General features: G+C 44.1%; 13 protein-coding genes. 5 read left to right on the forward strand and 8 right to left on the reverse strand.

Annotated features, from left to right (window positions below; genetic code table 11):
* Positions 1 to 24: 24 nt before the first annotated feature.
* The 8 genes from hutU (A6749_RS09905) to A6749_RS09940 all read right to left on the reverse strand — a co-directional run bounded on the left by hutU (A6749_RS09905) (position 25) and on the right by A6749_RS09940 (position 10519).
* On the reverse strand, positions 25 to 1674 hold the full coding sequence (gene hutU / locus A6749_RS09905) for a urocanate hydratase (RefSeq protein ID WP_066388812.1): 1650 nt from the start codon (positions 1672 to 1674) through the stop codon (positions 25 to 27).
* 25 nt (positions 1675 to 1699) lie between these two features.
* Positions 1700 to 2692, reverse strand: coding sequence for an electron transfer flavoprotein subunit alpha/FixB family protein (locus A6749_RS09910; protein ID WP_066388818.1), 993 nt, complete (start codon positions 2690 to 2692; stop codon positions 1700 to 1702).
* A gap of 12 nt (positions 2693 to 2704) precedes the next feature.
* Positions 2705 to 3472, reverse strand: a complete 768-nt coding sequence (locus A6749_RS09915; RefSeq protein ID WP_066388819.1) for an electron transfer flavoprotein subunit beta/FixA family protein — start codon at positions 3470 to 3472, stop codon at positions 2705 to 2707.
* A 69-nt stretch (positions 3473 to 3541) separates the two neighbouring features.
* Positions 3542 to 5206: a urocanate hydratase gene (hutU, locus tag A6749_RS09920; RefSeq protein WP_164745765.1), complete on the reverse strand. Its 1665-nt coding sequence runs from the start codon at positions 5204 to 5206 to the stop codon at positions 3542 to 3544.
* A gap of 152 nt (positions 5207 to 5358) precedes the next feature.
* Positions 5359 to 6498, reverse strand: a complete 1140-nt coding sequence (locus A6749_RS09925) for an acyl-CoA dehydrogenase family protein (RefSeq protein ID WP_066388823.1) — start codon at positions 6496 to 6498, stop codon at positions 5359 to 5361.
* 95 nt (positions 6499 to 6593) lie between these two features.
* Positions 6594 to 7778 (reverse strand): CaiB/BaiF CoA transferase family protein, encoded by a 1185-nt coding sequence (locus A6749_RS09930; protein WP_066388825.1) that lies wholly within the window; start codon positions 7776 to 7778, stop codon positions 6594 to 6596.
* Between the two features lie 313 nt (positions 7779 to 8091).
* Positions 8092 to 9513, reverse strand: coding sequence for a sodium:solute symporter family protein (locus A6749_RS09935; RefSeq protein WP_066388827.1), 1422 nt, complete (start codon positions 9511 to 9513; stop codon positions 8092 to 8094).
* A 460-nt stretch (positions 9514 to 9973) separates the two neighbouring features.
* Complete coding sequence (locus tag A6749_RS09940) at positions 9974 to 10519, reverse strand: helix-turn-helix domain-containing protein (protein ID WP_066388828.1); 546 nt, start codon at positions 10517 to 10519, stop codon at positions 9974 to 9976.
* Between the two features lie 359 nt (positions 10520 to 10878).
* Between A6749_RS09940 and dapA the strand changes: the two genes are divergently transcribed.
* The 5 genes from dapA to deoD all read left to right on the forward strand — a co-directional run bounded on the left by dapA (position 10879) and on the right by deoD (position 17547).
* Positions 10879 to 11745 (forward strand): 4-hydroxy-tetrahydrodipicolinate synthase, encoded by an 867-nt coding sequence (gene dapA / locus A6749_RS09945; RefSeq protein WP_066388829.1) that lies wholly within the window; start codon positions 10879 to 10881, stop codon positions 11743 to 11745.
* A gap of 16 nt (positions 11746 to 11761) precedes the next feature.
* Positions 11762 to 13243 (forward strand): aldehyde dehydrogenase, encoded by a 1482-nt coding sequence (locus A6749_RS09950; protein ID WP_066388830.1) that lies wholly within the window; start codon positions 11762 to 11764, stop codon positions 13241 to 13243.
* A 79-nt stretch (positions 13244 to 13322) separates the two neighbouring features.
* Positions 13323 to 14630: a fosfomycin efflux MFS transporter AbaF gene (gene abaF / locus A6749_RS09955; RefSeq protein WP_066388836.1), complete on the forward strand. Its 1308-nt coding sequence runs from the start codon at positions 13323 to 13325 to the stop codon at positions 14628 to 14630.
* Between the two features lie 208 nt (positions 14631 to 14838).
* Positions 14839 to 16431, forward strand: coding sequence for a phosphodiester glycosidase family protein (locus tag A6749_RS09960; RefSeq protein WP_066388838.1), 1593 nt, complete (start codon positions 14839 to 14841; stop codon positions 16429 to 16431).
* 402 nt (positions 16432 to 16833) lie between these two features.
* Positions 16834 to 17547, forward strand: coding sequence for a purine-nucleoside phosphorylase (gene deoD / locus A6749_RS09965; RefSeq protein WP_066388840.1), 714 nt, complete (start codon positions 16834 to 16836; stop codon positions 17545 to 17547).
* The last annotated feature ends 266 nt before the right edge of the window (positions 17548 to 17813 follow it).

The following is a 17813-nucleotide window of genomic DNA, read 5'->3' on the forward strand; positions in this document are numbered from 1 at the left end:
ACTCCCTAACAAGAAGAGTTGATTTTAAAGCGGTTTATTAATCCCGTAGGTTTCCAGCATCTTTTTCGCAGTCGGGTAGCCGGCGTCAGCGTGGCGGATGATATTTAAGCCGGGATCAATTTTTAACAGACGCTTTAATTTTTCAAACGCCTCTATACTTCCGTCTGCCACTGCGGTCATACCGGAATGGATCGAGTTGCCGATGCCGACACCCCCGCCATGCTGGATGCTGACCATAGACGCCCCGGCACAGGTGTTTAACAACCCCGTTAGAATCGGCCAATCCGCCACCGCATCGCTGCCGTCCATCATCCCCTCTGTTTCCCGGGTTGGAGCTGACATCGTGCTGCCTTCCGAATGGTCCCGTGTGATGGCGATCGGTGCTGACAGCTGTCCTGAAGCGACCATGTGATTAATGATTTCGCCTAATTGATCACGCTCTTTGTAGTTGAGCCAGCATGTACGTGCCGGCAAGCCGTAGAAATAGATTTTGTCCTGGACATAACGAATCCAGCGGCATATCCGCTCATCACTGCGAAACTCAGATAATATGACTTCATCAATTTTATAAATATCACTAGGGTCGCCCGATAAGGCAATCCAGCGGCACGGACCGCGCCCTTCACAATAAAGCGGCCGTAAATATTCAGAAATAAACCCTGGAAATTGAAACGCTTCTTGATAGCCAGCCTTCAGCGCCTGGCCGCGGATGTTGTTGCCGTAATCAAACACCACCGCGCCGCGCTCCTTAAACACATTCATTGCCTGTACATGGGTAACGATTGTTTTTGAGGCTAACTCGACATATTTTTCTGGCTTTTTATGACGTAAAAATTGCGCCTGATCCAACGTGACACCACTTGGTATATAGCCGTGGAGCAGGTCATGTGCCGCTGTTTGATCGGTTACCACGTCGGGCGTCACGCCGCGCCCAATCAACTCACTGTAAACATCAGCTGCATTCCCAAGAAGCGCAATGGCCAGCGGTCTTTCATGCTTTGCCGCTTCCTCAGCAAGTGAAAGGGCTTCATCGATGGAATGTACAAGGATGTCACAATAATTATTGAGCAGCCGCCTTTTAATCTTTTTCTCATCGATTTCTACGACGATAGCAACACCGCCGTTCATTGTAACCGAAAGTGGCTGGGCCGAACCCATACCGCCTAAGCCAGATGTAAGGACAATTTTCCCTTTGAGAGAGCCGCCAAAATTCCTTATGGCCACTTCACTCATGGTTTCAAATGTTGCCTGCAGGACACCCTGGACCCCGATATAGGCCCAGGAGGCTGCGGTTGCTTGTCCATACATGGTGAGCCCTTTTTCCTCTAAGCATGAGAACTCCTTCCATGTAGCCCAGCTTGGCACCACCATCGACGAGGAGGAGACGACCCGCGGGAAAAATGGGAAGGTGCGGAAAGAGGCAACTGGTTTTCCTGATTGAATTAATAATGTCCAATCGGGTTCCAGCTGCTTTAGCTCCTTAATAATCACCTCGAGCATCTGCTTGTTACGCGCTGCTTTCCCTGTTCCCCCGTAGACGATCAATTGTTGATTATTTTCGGCTACCCGGGGATCTAAGCTGTTCATTAATAATCGAAGTAAAGCCTCCGTCTCCCAGCTTTTGCACGAAAGCTCTTTACCGATTGGTGAGGAATACGTTTTCAAACCTGTGATGCCTCCTTCCGCCGTTACTATCTTATTAACTGACTACTGCTTCGGATGTTTCGATGATTTGTTTAAATTCTTTTGTTAACAGGGGCAGTACTTCAAATAGGTCACCGACAATACCAAAATCCGCTATTGAAAAAATATTGGCTTCCGGATCTTTATTAATGGCCACAACTACTTTGGAATTGGACATCCCCGCTACATGCTGAATCGCACCTGAAATACCGCAAGCAATGTAAAGATCAGGTGTTACCACTTTTCCCGTTTGCCCGATTTGCAAGGAATAATCGCAGTACTCAGCATCACAAGCACCGCGGGATGCACCGACTGCACCGCCAAGCACATCCGCTAGCTCTTGAAGCAGCTTAAAGCCCTCGGCTCCTTTTACACCGCGGCCGCCCGAAATAATAATTTTAGCTTCGGACAGGTCCACCCCTGTCACAGCCTTTCTGATAACCTCTTTGACAAATGTACGTAAATTCTTTATCTCTACTTTAACCGACTGGATCGCTCCTTGTCTTGTCTGATCTTTATTAAGGACAGCGATATTATTAGGGCGAATCGACAGCAGGACAGGCCCATCGATTATATGTTTTTCTTCAAAGGCTTTCCCAGCATAGATGGGACGGGTACAAATGATTTGACCGTCTGTTACCGCGATATGGATGACGTCTGAAAGTAATCCAGCATCCAACCGGGCAGCGATTTTTGGCGACAAATCCTTTCCTAATGAGGTATGACCAAATACAATTGCTTCCGGCTGTTCCTGCTCAATTATTTGCAGCAGTGCTTGACCATAACCGTCAGATGTATAGCTGTCAAGCTGTTCATTCTCGGCAAGCAGAACACGGTCTGCACCGAAATGAATCATTTCTTCAGCCATTTCCTGCTGTCTACCCCCGATTAACAGCCCGACAATCTCCCCTCCTTCAGCCACGGCGGCAGCTGCCGCAATCGCTTCAAACGTTACCTTCCTTAAGGAACCATTTCGAACTTCCCCGACCACGAGTACTTTTTTCATCATCCAGCCTCCTCTTTAAATGACTTTCTTTTCATGATAAAGAATAGAAACAAGCTCTTTTACTTGATCAGCCAGTTCGCCTTGGAGCACGTATCCCTCTTCTTTTTCCGGAGGTAAAAAAGTCCGTACCTTCTGAATACTCTTCGCAAGCTCCTCTTCGTCTAAATCGATATCATCTAGTTCCAGTGTGTCTAGCGGCTTTTTCTTGGCCTTCATAATTCCCGGTAAGGATGGATAACGCGGTTCGTTTAGTCCTTGCTGGGCCGTAACGAGCAGCGGCAAAGACGTCTCAATCACTTCTGTATCCCCCTCGACATCGCGCTGAACCGTAACCTTTGTTCCATTTAATTCAAGGCCCGTTACCGTTGTCACGTACGGGATATGTAGTAACTCAGCTGTACGCGGCCCCACCTGACCAGTAGCGTGATCAACAGAAGCATTCCCAGCCATAATGAGATCCGCTTGTTTGTCCTGAAAATAGGCCGCTAAAATTTTCGCACTGATGTGTGGATCCAGCTCCTCTTCATATTCAATTAAAACCGCCTTATCACAGCCCATCGCAAGGGCCGTCCGCAGCTCAGTTTCCGCGTCCTCTGATCCGACCGTCACAACCGTCACTTCTCCCCCATGCTTTTCACGTAGAAGCAATGCCTCTTCAATGGCATACTCATCATATGGATTGATAATATACTTAGCGTCACCCGGATCAATTTCCCCCTGTTGAACGACGATTTTTTCCTCTGTATCGAACGTGCGCTTCAGCAGCACGAATAATTTTAACATCCTTCTTCCTCCTTTTTTCGACGAAGGGAATAGAGGGGTTCCCTATTCCCTTCGTACGATTGATACCTCTTATTGCTCAAGCATCGGAATGCGGACACCCCGCTCTTTTGCCACCTTGATCGCTTTATCATAGCCCGCATCAGCGTGGCGAATAACCCCCATTCCAGGGTCGGAAACCAATACCCGTTCAATCCGCTGCGCTGCCTCCGCGGTGCCATCTGCAACAAGCACCTGTCCAGCATGCTGCGAGTATCCCATGCCAACACCGCCTCCATGGTGAATACTTACCCAGCTGGCGCCGCCGCACGTATTAATCAAGGCATTTAGAATCGGCCAATCAGCGATCGCATCACTGCCATCCCGCATCGCTTCGGTTTCACGATTTGGCGAAGCCACCGAACCACAATCCAAATGATCACGCCCAAACACAATCGGTGCACTCAATTCACCGCTAGCCACCATTTCATTAATTTTTAAGGCAAATTTATGCCGCTCTCCGTAGCCCAGCCAGCAGATCCTTGCCGGCAGCCCCTGCCATTTCACCATTTTCTGGGCCATTTCAATCCAGTTCACAAGGGCAGGATCGTGCCCAAACATTTCAAGCGCCACTTGATCAGTTTTGTAAATATCCTCAGGATTTCCTGACAATGCTGCCCAGCGGAACGGGCCTTTGCCTTCACAGAACAATGGGCGAAGATAGGCCGGAACGAAGCCGGGAAAATCAAATGCATCTTTGACGCCCATTTTTTGCGCATAAGCACGGATGTTATTGCCATAATCGAACGTTTCCGCTCCGGCTTTTTGCAAATCAAGCATCGCTTGAACATGAACAGCCATCGACTCCATCGCTTTTTGTTCGTAGGCTTTCGGGTGGTCTTTCCTTAATGCCAGTGCTTCTTCATAGCTCATGCCATGTGGCACATAACCATTTATCGGATCATGGGCGCTCGTTTGGTCGGTAACGATGTCCGGGATAATGCCGCGTTTCACCAGTTCTGGATAGATGTCAGCGCAATTGCCAACAAGTCCGATTGACGCTGGCTCCCTTTTTTCGGTAAACTCTTTTACCATCGCAAGGGCCTCATCAAGACTTTCGCATAGGTAATCACAGTAGCCCTCTTTGATTTTCCGTTCAATTCGCTGACGGTCGACCTCCACTACCAGGATGACACCTTTCGCCATTTTTCCTGCAAGCGGCTGGGCCCCGCTCATGCCGCCCATCCCTCCGGTTAAAATAAACCGGCCGCTTAAATCGGGCGTACCGAATGCTTTTTTCCCAGCCTCTACAAAGCTTAAATACGTTCCCTGTAAGATCCCTTGGGCTCCGATATAGATCCAGCTTCCGGCCGTCATCTGCCCGTACATCATCAAACCCTTTTCTTCTAATTCATAGAAGTGATCCCAGTTTGCCCATGCCGGGACAAGATTGGAATTGGCGATTAACACTCTTGGCGCCATTTCGTGTGTCCGAAATACACCAACCGGCTTGCCGGATTGAATTAACAGGGTTTCATCATTTTCAAGTTTCTTTAAGGATTCGACGATCGCATCAAAGCACTCCCAGTTTCTCGCGGCCTTGCCAATCCCGCCATACACAACAAGCTCGTCCGGATTTTCCGCTACCTCAGGATCTAAATTGTTCATCAGCATCCGCAGTGCCGCTTCTTGCACCCAGCCTTTACAAGAAAGCTCCGTCCCTGTCGGCGCTTTAATCACTCGCTTTGTTTCATTAATTGCCACCATTGTATTTCCTCCCTCTATAAATGTTGGTTTATCAATGATTTGACCTATTTCGGTGTGACAACCGCCCCTTAATTGGCTTATTGGAACCGGGCTGTTCGTGGTACAGGTAAACTTCCGCGAGCCAGCCCTATTTTTTGAAACAATTATTTTAACAAGTGGCCGGCAATGACCATCTTTTGAACTTGTGAAGTTCCTTCAAAAATTTCCAAAATCCGCTGATCGCGGTACATCCGCTCCACTGGATATTCCTTCATATAGCCGAAGCCGCCATGGATTTGCACTGCTTTATGGACCACACGGTGCGAGGCTTCGGAGGCCATCAGCTTGGCAATTGCCGCTTCTTTTGAAATACGATAGCCTTTACGGTCCTTCAGACTGGCTGCGTAGTACGTATACATTCGGACCGTTTCCACATCTGCTTCCATTTCTGCGAGCATCCACTGTAAGCCTTGGTATTGCGCGATTGGCTTGTTGAAGGCGATTCTTTCTTTTGCATAAGATACGGCTTGGTCGAGTGCTGCCTGCGATAGTCCTACAGCCATTGCCGCTATTCCAATCCGGCCGCGGTCAACGACCTGCATCGCAATCTTAAAGCCTTCACCTTCTTTTCCGACCCGGTTTTCTTTCGGAATTCGGCAGTTTTCAAAAATCACTTCATGGGTACGAGCACCCCGGATCCCCATTTTGTCGTCTCCTGCTCCGTATGTAAGTCCTGGTGTACCTTTTTCGACAATAAACGCGCTAATTCCTTTCGTTCCAGCAGCGGTATCGGTTTTGGCATAGACTACCAAAATGTCTGCTTCGGCGCCGTTGGTAATGAAATGCTTCGTGCCATTGAGGACATATTCATTGCCGTCCAATTTGGCGTTTGTTTTCATGGAGCCGACATCCGTGCCGCCGTTTGGCTCTGTCAAGCCAAAGGCGAACAGCTTTTCACCGGTACAGCCTGGGACCAGGTATTTTTGCCGCTGCTCTTCGTCAGCTGCTAAAAACAGGCCATCGATTCCTAAATAATGCGCGGTTAAAATCGACCCTGTTGCCGCGCAGGCATAGGTAATTTCTTCTACCGCAATCGCTTCAGCAATAGAATCCGCACCGACTCCTCCGTCTTGTTCGGGATAGGCAATCCCCATTAAGCCAAGTTCTGCCAGTTTGGGCATATGTTCTGTCGGGAATCGGTTCTGTTCGTCAAGCTCAGCCGCGGTTGGTAGCAGGACCTCCCGGCTGAAATCTCTTACCATGGCCCTTATACTTTGTTGTTCATCTGTTAATTCGAAATTCATGATTTAAGTCTCTCCTTTTTTAAATAGTTTGCTATTTCTGTATTCGCTTTGCTAAAAATATTTCAATTTCACTTTTTACAAAATAAATGGATTCGTTATACTTTCTGTCCTTCTAAAGCCTGTAATCTAGCAGATTCCCATTTCAACACATCTTTTAAGATCGCTTCGGTATGCTCGCCAAGCGACGGGGACGCTTCTTTTATAACCGCAGGCGTGCGCGAAAGCTTCACAGGGTTGCCCGGGATTTTAATTGGGCCGGCAACTGGATGTTCGACTTCAATGAGCATTTCCCTTGCGTTTGTATGCTCATCTTCACAAATGTCTTCGATGGTTAAAATAGGTGAACATGGAACTCCCGCTTCGGAAACAAGCTTGACTGCTTCTTCCACGCTGTAGCTGTTCAGCCAGGTTTCAATAATGGCCTTCAGCTCAGTTTCGTTTTTAGTTCGTAAGGGATCTGTGTTAAACCTCGGGTCCTCAGCCAGTTCCGGCTGCTGCATGACGGCTGCTAATTTGTTGAATAAAGAATCGTTTGCCACCGCAATCACCACAAAGCCGTCTTTGGCTTTAAAAATATCAAACGGCGAGCTGATCGGATGACGGCTGCCAATCCGCTCTGGAACAATCTGATCGACCGTATAACGCATGACATTGCTTTCTAAAAGAGCAAAAATGCTGTCTACCATGGCAACGTCGATTAATTGTCCTTCTCCTGTGCGTTCTCTATGGAATAAGGCTGCCATGATACCATATGCGGCATAAAGCGCCGCACTCATGTCCCCTAATGAGGCACCGGAGCGGGTCGGCGGATTTTCCGGATGGCCTGTAATGCTGGTCATCCCGCCCATGGCTTGGGCCACAAGGTCATAGGCTGGTCTTTGACTGTAGGGACCATATTGCCCGAAGCCGGAAATAGAGGCGTAAATGATTCCCGGATTGCATTCTTTTAAACTTTCATAATCAAGCCCCAATTTTTTCATGACACCAGGTCGAAAATTTTCGACGACTACATCCGATTGTTTGACTAACTCTTTGATCGCTTCAATAGCATGTGGATTTTTTAAATCCAGGGCCATACTTTTTTTCCCCCGGTTTAGATAGATAAAGTAACCGCTTTCTTCATTTTGAAACGGACCAAAGTGTCTCGTATCATCCCCATGTCCAGGCTTTTCTATTTTAATCACTTCCGCACCCATATCGGCCAACATCATCGTACAATACGGTCCGGCTAGTACTCTCGTAAAATCTAACACTCGAATCTTTTCAAGCGGTCGCTGCATTTCCCTTCCCCCTTTTAGTTTGTAATTTTATTATCCAGCCTGAAGAAATAACTTTATAGTCGGAATTTTTACTCTTTTGTAGACTATTTTAAGGTCAACCGAAAAAAAATCCACTAAAACCCAGCGATAGAGGCAGCAGTCGATCTTCCTATTATTAACAGTTGGTGTCAGGCACCAAATTCCATTTTCTTGAAGTTGTTATAGCTAATGTGATTGCATCAATAAGAAAAACCGGGCAAAAACCGCCCGGTCCCTGATTATTTGACAAGGTTATCATTTATTGAAAGAAGCATGAGAACCCTCTCCGTGCTGCCTAAACCACATCTCTATTTTGACGAGTATCTGTTTTCTGCATGATAGGACCTGTTGTTGGTTTAGATAGAAAGGTTATGAATAAAATGGTTACTAGGCTGGCCACAAGACCGTACAAGATGGGAACAATAGATGTCGTTCCTTCTGTAATTAGACCAATTACAATGGCGATCGTACTGATTAGTATGGAAAAAAAGACGGCCTTTGACGTGACTCTTTTCCAAAAGAAGGAGAAAATGATTGGGAAGAAAAGAGCACCCGAAAGAATGGCAAATGCAATATCCAATGCGACAAGGACATCTTGAATCCAGAGTGCACAAATCATTGAAAATACACCAATACTTAGAGTAGTTAATCTAGAAGTCCGTAAAAACTGCTTTTCATTCATGTCAGGTTTGATAAAACGCTTAATAACATCATTTACTAGTAAGGTGGAAGAAGCAATCAATGTTCCTGACGCGGTAGACATTAGCGCAGATAGCACCCCGGCCAATACGAGCCCCAATACTCCTGGTGGAAGTGTTGTTACCGCCATACTGGCAAACGCATTCTGCGGTGTGTCCAAATTGGGAATCACGACAAACGCGCACATTCCGATAATCGCAACAGCAACAGCATACAAGAGGGAATATCCGCCTGCTGCAAACGCACCTAGACGGGAAACTTTTAAGGAGCGAGCAGTGAAAACACGCTGCCATACATCCTGACCGACGATAATCCCTAAAGCGTAAAGCAAAATGCTTTTAAAAATATCAATTCCGCCTGATGTACTTAGATTAAAATAGTCTGCGGGCACACTAGCGTGCAATCCTTCCCATCCGCCGGCTTTGCCAAGACTCATCGGCAACATCACAAAGAATATCCCAATAGTCATCACCGCAAACTGAACAATATCTGTCATTGTTACAGACCACATGCCGCCAAGCACGGTATAGAATAAGACAATTCCGCCTGCTACCAAAGCAGAGATGGTGAAATTCCAGCCAACCCATACATTTAAAACGCTTCCAATTGCAATAATCTGAGTGACTGTCAGCATCGTGGTATAAGTAGCCGAAACCAAGGAACTAATCAGCCGGGCTTCTACCCCAAAACGATTTTCGAGCATTTCACTAATCGTTAACACTTTTAATTGAAAGATTTTTTTTGCTAGAAAAACCCCAATAAGCGCTAGTCCAATTCCTTGCGAAGTAACAAACCAAATGCCTGACATCCCGGATTGGTACCCTAGCTTTGCAGTCCCAATGGTGGCAGCGCCGCCAAGAGTCAGAGCAGCTAAGCATCCGAAATACATAGGAAAATTCAAATTCCGTCCAGCGATGATGTAATCTTCGGATGTTTTAGCTCTTCTTGCTCCAAGAACTCCAACCAGGGCAATGACTAACAGATACAGGACAATGACAGAAACATCGATAATACTCATTTTTTTCCCCCTTTGTAATAAAAAATTAGTGCTTTTGTTAAAATTTTATATTGATATTCGTTTCAGAATAAGTGTAATATTCTTATAATTTGTGCATAATTTTATGTACGTAAAGTTTTACTACATTAAAGGAACTTAGTTTGATCATTTTTTCCGGCTCCAAATATCAAATTTTGGAGCAAATAGAAACTAGTAATCTAAAAGATCAAAAGATTACTAAATAAAGAGGTTCGACATTTTGTATTGCTAGAAAACACAAAAAGCCAGGCGATTTAGCCTGGCTCACATCGTTTTTCCTTTTTCACAAATTAACTTTCTAAAACTCCAGCAGCCTCCAAAATGTCCTTCATTCGCTTTATGAAGTTCAAATTCCCTTTCCAAATAAAAAACATCGTTAATTACCTTTATTTAAGCAGACCTTCTATGGTCGAGAAATTCTAATTTCAACAGTGCCAGCGTGCTATACAGGAACACTAGAAATACAAAGGAATTTCACGATCGAATCGGTTTTATTCATCCAGTTGTGGGGGGTTGTGGAATTTAGGAAAATACAGTCAAAGGGATTCAATTCGTGTTCCTCGTTGTCAATTAGGACAGTAAGCTTTCCTTCTAGAACGTAAAGAAATTCCTGCCCCGAATGGGAATATGAATCCTCTCGATTAGCGCCTGGATTAAGCAAGACTAATATAGGATTAAATTGTGGATTTCCAATGTTGCCCGATAAGTCCTTGTAAAAAAATTGGTTATCAAGGGTATTCGTTATACTAATTACGTTTCTCATAATCTTTGTTTCGGCTTTCCTATCAGCTTCTGAAAAAAAGTAGCTTGGATTAACTCCAAGTGCTTCAGAAATTTTTTTCAACGATTCCAGCGTGATCGATGATTTTGAACGTTCTACTTGAGATATAAAGCTGATGGAAAGATTCGTACGATCGGCTATTTGTTTTAATGTTAACCTCTTCTCTTTACGTAAACTCTTTATTTTTACTCCGATTAAATCGCTCACTTTTCCCCACTCCCTTTACATAAAAATTAAGTGTATTTTAATGGTTAACTTGTTAAATTCAGGGCCACGAAAATATAATAAAACTCCTTACAATCAGGTTTGGTAGACCTAATGAAAGGAGCGCGCATGGATAGGATAACACACAAACCATAATTATTGTACTATTAAAATTTTTACATTGAACTGAAGTGGCACTGTAATTAATCTGAGGAGAGATTTTTATAAAATATTCTAAAAATTTTATTTACAGTGAAAATCCACTGTGTTAATATCTAGATAATTGAAGTACCACTTCAATCTAAACTTCAATATCAACTAATCTATTACAAAATAACATTACAAATGTGAGGAGAATGAAGATGAATTTTCATGGCATTTTGGTTCCTTTAGTTACCCCTTTTAAAAACGACAAAAGCTTGGATGTAGAAACCCTGCAGCAATTGACGAAAGCCTTTATCGAAAAAGGCGTCACTGGCTTGGTGGTCTGTGGAACCACTGGCGAATATTACGCCTTAAACGAAGCAGAGCGTGAAAGCGTTTTAAAAACCGTTGCAGAAGTCGCCAAAGGACGCGTTACTTTGATCGCCGGTATCAATGATTTATCAACTGAAGGAGCGGTTAACCGTGCCAAACAAGCTAAAGATTTAGGCTATGAAGGCTTAATGTTAGCGCCAACTCCTTATAGCCTGCCTGACCAAACAGGTGTCATTGCCCATTACGAAACAGTGGCTGCGGCAACCGATTTACCTATCATCATGTACAACTTCCCTGCTCGCATTGGCATTGAAATTGAATACGACACGGTCGTGCATCTCGCAAAAAACCCGAACATCGTTGCAATTAAAGAAAGCAGCGGCGATTTTAGCCGTGCTTTACGCTTACTGCAAACCCCATTTGAAGATTTTGAAGTGATTTGCGGCTGTGATGATCAACCCGTGGACTTTTTCTTCTGGGGGGCGAAAAGCTGGATTGCCGGTGCAGGTAATGTGTTCCCAGAGGAGCAGGTAGCCCTGTTCAATGCGGCGCAGGCTGGTGACTGGGACAAAGCCCGTCAAATCATGACCGATATCTACCCTGCTATTTACTCAATGGAGTCCGGCAACTACAACCAAAAAGCCAAGCTTGGCTGCCTGAAGGGTGAAATTGAGGTTGGTACGGTACGCCTGCCTTTATCTGATATATCAGAAGAAGAAAAAGCAGAATTCCTGGCTTTCTTTAAAAAATAATCTGGAGGAGAGACAAATGACCGTAACAAAAGAACAAGTCTTTGCCCTCGCCGAAGAAGGCAAACTATGGGCAGGCAACTTAATTGATGGTTATACAAGTACAGCTGGCAAATTAGAAAACCGCACCCCCATCGACAACAGTCTAATTGGCTATATTGCTGATGGTGACGCACGAGATGTTGACGCAGCTGTTAAGGTGGCTAGAGATACATTTGAATCTGGTATTTGGAGCCACTTATCCCCCGGCGAGCGCAAAAAAGTGATGATTCGCTGGGCACAGTTACTGGAAGAACACAGCGAAGAACTGGCCGCGTTGGATTGCGTGGATGCCGGCAAACCTATTACCGAATGCTTGAATACCGACATGCCAGCAACCATCGATACATTTTACTGGTATGCTGAAGCCGTTGATAAAATCTTTGGCAAAGTGGCTCCGACGGGTCACGATGCATTGGGCTTGATTGTCACTGAACCTATTGGCGTGGTTGGAGCAGTGCTGCCTTGGAACTTTCCCGCGCAAATGTTTGCTTGGAAAGTGGCGCCTGCTTTAGCAGCAGGGAACTCGGTGATTGTGAAACCGGCTGAATTAACTTCACTTAGCGCTTTCCGGATGATTGAGCTTGCTTATGAAGCAGGTGTGCCTAAAGGCGCTTTAAGCCTGGTATGCGGCTTGGGCGAGAAAGTCGGAGAACCATTGGGCAGGCACATGGATGTGGACATTGTCTCATTCACGGGTTCCACTGAAGTGGGCAGGTACTTCTTGAAGTACTCAGCAGAAAGCAACCTCAAAGAAATTGTCCTAGAGTGCGGCGGCAAAAGCCCGCAAGTGGTGTTTGAAGACGCTGATTTGGATGCGGCAGTTCCGCATATTCTATCTGCTGCCTTCTGGAACATGAGTGAAAACTGCAGCTGCGGTTCACGTTTAATCGTACATGAATCCATCAAAGATCAATTATTGGATAAATTAACATCCGGTTTAACAGACTGGAAAGTAGGTAACCCCATGGATGAGTCAGTTGCCATCGGTCCCATGGTCGAAGAAGCACACTTTATGAAAGTGAAATCGTTCTTGGACATCACACCTAAAGAAGGCGGCCGCTTAGTTACTGGCGGCAACATTCGCGGTGATCTGGGAAGCGGCTGGTACATCGAACCGACTATTTTTGACAATGTAACCCCAGAAATGACCTTGTTTCAACAGGAAGTTTTCGGTCCGATTTTAGCAGTTAGCACTTTCAAAACGGAAGAAGAAGCGATTGCCCTTGCCAATAACACCTCTTACGGTTTGGCTGCTTCTTTTTACAGCCAAAATGTCCAACGCACAATGCGCGTCGCACGAGCTATTAAAGCTGGGACCGTTTCTGTGAACGGCTTTAGCGAGGGCGATATCACCACCCCATTTGGCGGCTTCAAACAATCCGGCTTCGGCGGCAAAGACAATGGCCTAGAAGCCTTTGAACAATATGTACAAACAAAAGTAATTTGGTACATGAACTAATGGGACACAGGGACAGGTTCCCTGTCCCAAATGGGACGATGTACCTGTCCCTCTGTCCCACTAATTTGGGGGAGTTAATATGGTGAAAGCAGATAATAAGGTGCTTAAAAAAGTTGTTGCTGCATCTATGATTGGATCTGTAGCTGAATGGTATGAGTTTTTCTTATATGGTACCGCTTCTGCTCTAGTTTTTGGAGAATTGTTTTTCCAGCAGACTGGAAGCGCTATCGACGGAATCCTGGCTGCATTTGCGCTCTATGCAGTAGGCTTTTTAGCCAGACCTATTGGAGGATTAGTTTTTGGACATTATGGTGATAAAATTGGGCGTAAAAAATTATTACAGCTTAGTTTAATTATCGTTGGAATTACGACATTCCTAATGGGATGTATTCCAACATTCAATCATATTGGCTACTGGGCTCCTGTCTTACTCGTTAGTTTACGTTTAGTTCAAGGTTTTGCTTTTGGCGGAGAATGGGGAGGAGCGGTTATTTTAGTATCTGAGCACAGCCCTGATGATCGACGCGGTTATTGGGCCAGCTGGCCGCAGGCAGGCGTCCCGCTAGGTAATCTAATCGCCACTATTATTCTCTTAATTTTATCGAAAAGCTTAAGCACCGAGCAATTTATGGACTGGGGCTGGCGTGTAGCATTTTGGTTCTCTGCAGTTGTAGTACTAATTGGCCTCTGGATTCGAAAAAGTGTAGATGATGCCCCTGTTTTCAAAGAGGCACAAGAAAAACAAGCTCAATTAGAGGAGCAGCAATTAGGTATTATAGAAGTGATTAAATATCATAAAAGAGCGATTGTTGCTGGTATTGGGGCCCGTTTTGCGGAAAACATCTTATACTATATGGTTGTAACGTTCTCCATTAGTTATTTAAAACTTGTGGTCAATAAAGATACTTCACAAATTTTATTACTAATGTTTGGTGCCCATGCAATTCACTTTTTCTTTATTCCGTTAATGGGACACTTAAGCGATATTTGGGGACGTAAGCCCATCTATATTACAGGAGCCATATTAACAGCGTTTTGGGGATTTATTGGGTTTCCAATGATGGATACAGGCAATGACTGGATCATCATGACGGCCATAACGATTGGTTTATTCATTCAATCGATGACGTATGCACCATATTCAGCTTTAATGACAGAGCTATTTCCTACCCATATCAGATATACAGCTTTGTCTTTATGCTATCAAGTAGCACCCATTTTAGCAGGCTCCTTAGCTCCATTAATTTCATTAAGTCTGCTAAAAACATTTAACAGCTCGATCCCAATTTCAATTTATTTAGTTCTATCAAGTATCATTTCAATTTTAAGTATGATGGTAGTAAAAGAGACAAAAGGAAAATCCCTTACTTTTAAAAAAGCAATTTAACAATTTTCGTCAGCCTTACTCATTTGTTTGGGTAAGGCTGATGAAAATCAGCATATAGCTTCAGAGTATCCCTAAAGCTAGCATGTTGTTCCCTTCTCTTCAAATCCCACCATTACCTCCCCCAATAATTTACATGATCTTTACTAAAGAACCATCTAATCCAAACATTCCCTTGCTAGAATGGAAAAAACGCTGAAAGGAGAAAAAAATGAAAACACTTCTAGCAAAAAAAATAATGTTGGTGCCTCTTACTTTAGCTGCCGTTTTATCACCTATGACAGCCTCATTTCAACTAGACGACTCTACTGCTTATGCAGAATCTCAGGAATTTAATCAAGCAAGGGAGCTTCCTCTTGGAGAATCTGGTCTAATAGAACAGAGAAATACAAAGGTTTTGGCCCCCGGTCTAACCCATACCTCTATTATAAGGGGAGAAAAAAGCTCTGAGAGTTACTTTACAGTGGATGTAGATTTCGCTGCTGAATATTCCAATGCAAACGATATGGCAAATCGGCTTGTATCCAAAGGCTTTAAGCCTATGATCCTTACCATTAGGAATAGTCCACATAATGATATTGAAAAAGAGATACTCGGCTACTTAGTTCGTGTTGGCAGCTTTAAGGTACAATCAGAGGCCGATCAGTTAAGAAAACAAATAGCGGCTGCCGGCTTTTCCGGGTTAAAGACAACCTATTCAGGCTATGATGATGAAAGTGTTACTGGTCCTTGGTCCATCCAAGTACTTGAGATTGACAAGAATCAGTTTAAGGGGAAAATTTCTACGGCCCTCGCGATGGATCAAATAAGTGGCAAAGAAACTGTATCCAGTATCGCTCAACGTTTGAATGCCTTGGCAGCCATCAATGGAGGATATTTTGTTGTGGGAGCAACAGATGGAACACCTGGAGACCTTGCTGGGATTTCAGTTCTAAATGGACAGCTCATAAGTGAAGCCATCAACCAGCGCTCAAGCCTTATTCTATCTGGCACCAAAGAAAAGGCTCAAATCAAATCAATATCTACATATTTAAATGTACACTCCTCAGATGGTGCAACGCGAGAATTAGATGGATTAAATCGAAAAAATGGCCTCATTCGAAACTGTGGCGGTGTCGGTGGTGATCTTGTTTCTGAGCAGCCGATGCATGATGTAACCTGTATAGACTTGAGCGAATTAATACAGTTTACATCGATATACGGAACGGAAACACCATCAGGAGACGGACTTGAAGTAGTACTAAATGAAACGGGCGAAGTTACCGCAGTCCGTGAGCAGCTCGGCGGACAGATTCCGGTGAACGGATCCGTTATCGCTGGAACGGGTCAGGCTGTTGAATGGCTAAAGGAACATGCCAAACTTGGAATGAAATTATCTGTTCAAACCGAACTGTTTAGCGAAAAAGGAAAAGTATCACTAAATGAACAGACAAATATTATCAATGGCGGACCGCAGTTGTTAGAAAATCATAAGATTGCCCTAACAGCTGCAAAAGAAGGATTTTACCATGATAAGGAGTTCTTCTACCGCTTTGGAATCTATCGACACCCACGAACGCTGGTGGGAATTAAACCAAATGGAAATTTATTATTGGTAACAGTAGATGGAAGAAATCCTGAAAAAAGTATCGGGCTCAGTTTTGAAGAAAGCGCAAAGCTCATGAAAGCATTAGGGGCAAAGGATGCGATAAATTTAGATGGCGGCGGATCGACCGCAATGGCGATCAATGGACAGCTGATAAACACCCCATCGGATGCAAGCGGTGAACGCCCGGTTGCTGATGCGATTATAATTTTGCCTTAGTTTTTATTTTTAGAAAGAGAACCAAGGGAATTCCTGATATGAAACAAATTATTAAATTATGAAGGAGGACTGCTATAGGCGTCCTCCTTCATAATTTAAAGCAACATCCCCATTTTCCACCATGTTTATTATTCCTATTTTGAGTAACTTCTTCCTTACATTTTAGGTGTAACTATTTTTTTCGGATTGCGGATAATATGTGCAATCTGCTTACCATCTGCTGCCATTGCGGTTCCATCCATACAGCACCTCTCGCCCACCAAAATCCAAATCTTACCTTAATTTCAGCAAGGTACTGTTCGCCATGAAAGTGCTTGCACCAAACAATAAATTATGATATTTTTAACTTGTTTAAAAAATAGACATGTCTAAACTTCAACAAACTAAAGGAGCAAAAAAACGATGGTTACGACAAAAGAAACACCTCATATTAAACCAAACGGTGTAGAAATAGCTGAAACAATTCTATTACCTGGGGATCCTTTAAGAGCAAAATTTATTGCGGACACCTATTTAGAAAATGCCCAGTGCTTTAATGAAGTGAGAGGAATGTTAGGGTACACAGGTACGTACAAAGGAAAGAAAATCTCTGTTATGGGAACCGGAATGGGTCCGGCAAGCATGGGGATTTATTCTTGGGAATTAATTAATGTCTTTGGGGTTAAAAATTTAATTCGAATCGGTACATGTGGTGCCATGCAAGAAGACATTAATTTATATGACGTTATTTTAGGCATGGGATCTGCAACGGATTCCAATTATGGTCATCAATTTAATTTACCTGGAGAATATCCATTAACGGCTTCCTTCGAACTTTTGCAAAAAGCAAAGAAAGTTGCTGATGAAAAAGGCCAGAAGGTTCATATCGGGAACATCTTATCAAGCGAAGTATTTTATCATGCTGATCCAACCGTGATGAAAAAATGGCAGGATGTCGGAATCTTGAGTGTTGAAATGGAATCTGTTGCATTATATTGGAATGCCATCCAAGCACGTGTAAATGCTCTATGTATTTTAACGGTGAGTGATCATTTAATTACAGGAGAACACACTACTCCCGAAGAACGTCAAACAGCATTTACGAAAATGATGGAGATCGCATTAGAGCTGGCGTAAATTGGTGAGTAATTTAGACAAGCATCTTTCACATCATAAATGTGAAAGATGCTTGTCATAACAATTGTTGCACGCGCAGGTGAGATTTACTTGCGTGTAGCACCCTTTTTCTTGCGGATAGCAGGCTGTTACTTGCGTCGATGACTACATTACTTGCGCATTCGTAATTTACTTGCGTGTAGCACCCTTTTTCTTGCGGATAGCAGGCTGTTACTTGCGTCGATGACTACATTACTTGCGCATGCATAATTTACTTGCGTGTAGCA

It is taken from the genome of Neobacillus mesonae (assembly GCF_001636315.1).
Classification (GTDB): domain Bacteria; phylum Bacillota; class Bacilli; order Bacillales; family Cytobacillaceae; genus Neobacillus; species Neobacillus mesonae.

Bases quoted from the DNA above. Each gene is read 5' to 3' on its own strand.
- dapA (WP_066388829.1), top strand. From the start codon at position 10,879: ATGAATTTTCATGGCATTTTGGTTCCTTTAGTTACCCCTTTTAAAAAC.
- abaF (WP_066388836.1), top strand. From the start codon at position 13,323: ATGGTGAAAGCAGATAATAAGGTGCTTAAAAAAGTTGTTGCTGCATCT.
- A6749_RS09935 (WP_066388827.1), bottom strand. From the start codon at position 9,513: ATGAGTATTATCGATGTTTCTGTCATTGTCCTGTATCTGTTAGTCATT.
- A6749_RS09915 (WP_066388819.1), bottom strand. From the start codon at position 3,472: ATGTTAAAATTATTCGTGCTGCTGAAGCGCACGTTCGATACAGAGGAA.
- A6749_RS09930 (WP_066388825.1), bottom strand. From the start codon at position 7,778: ATGCAGCGACCGCTTGAAAAGATTCGAGTGTTAGATTTTACGAGAGTA.
- A6749_RS09950 (WP_066388830.1), top strand. From the start codon at position 11,762: ATGACCGTAACAAAAGAACAAGTCTTTGCCCTCGCCGAAGAAGGCAAA.
- deoD (WP_066388840.1), top strand. From the start codon at position 16,834: ATGGTTACGACAAAAGAAACACCTCATATTAAACCAAACGGTGTAGAA.
- A6749_RS09960 (WP_066388838.1), top strand. From the start codon at position 14,839: ATGAAAACACTTCTAGCAAAAAAAATAATGTTGGTGCCTCTTACTTTA.
- A6749_RS09925 (WP_066388823.1), bottom strand. From the start codon at position 6,498: ATGAATTTCGAATTAACAGATGAACAACAAAGTATAAGGGCCATGGTA.
- A6749_RS09910 (WP_066388818.1), bottom strand. From the start codon at position 2,692: ATGATGAAAAAAGTACTCGTGGTCGGGGAAGTTCGAAATGGTTCCTTA.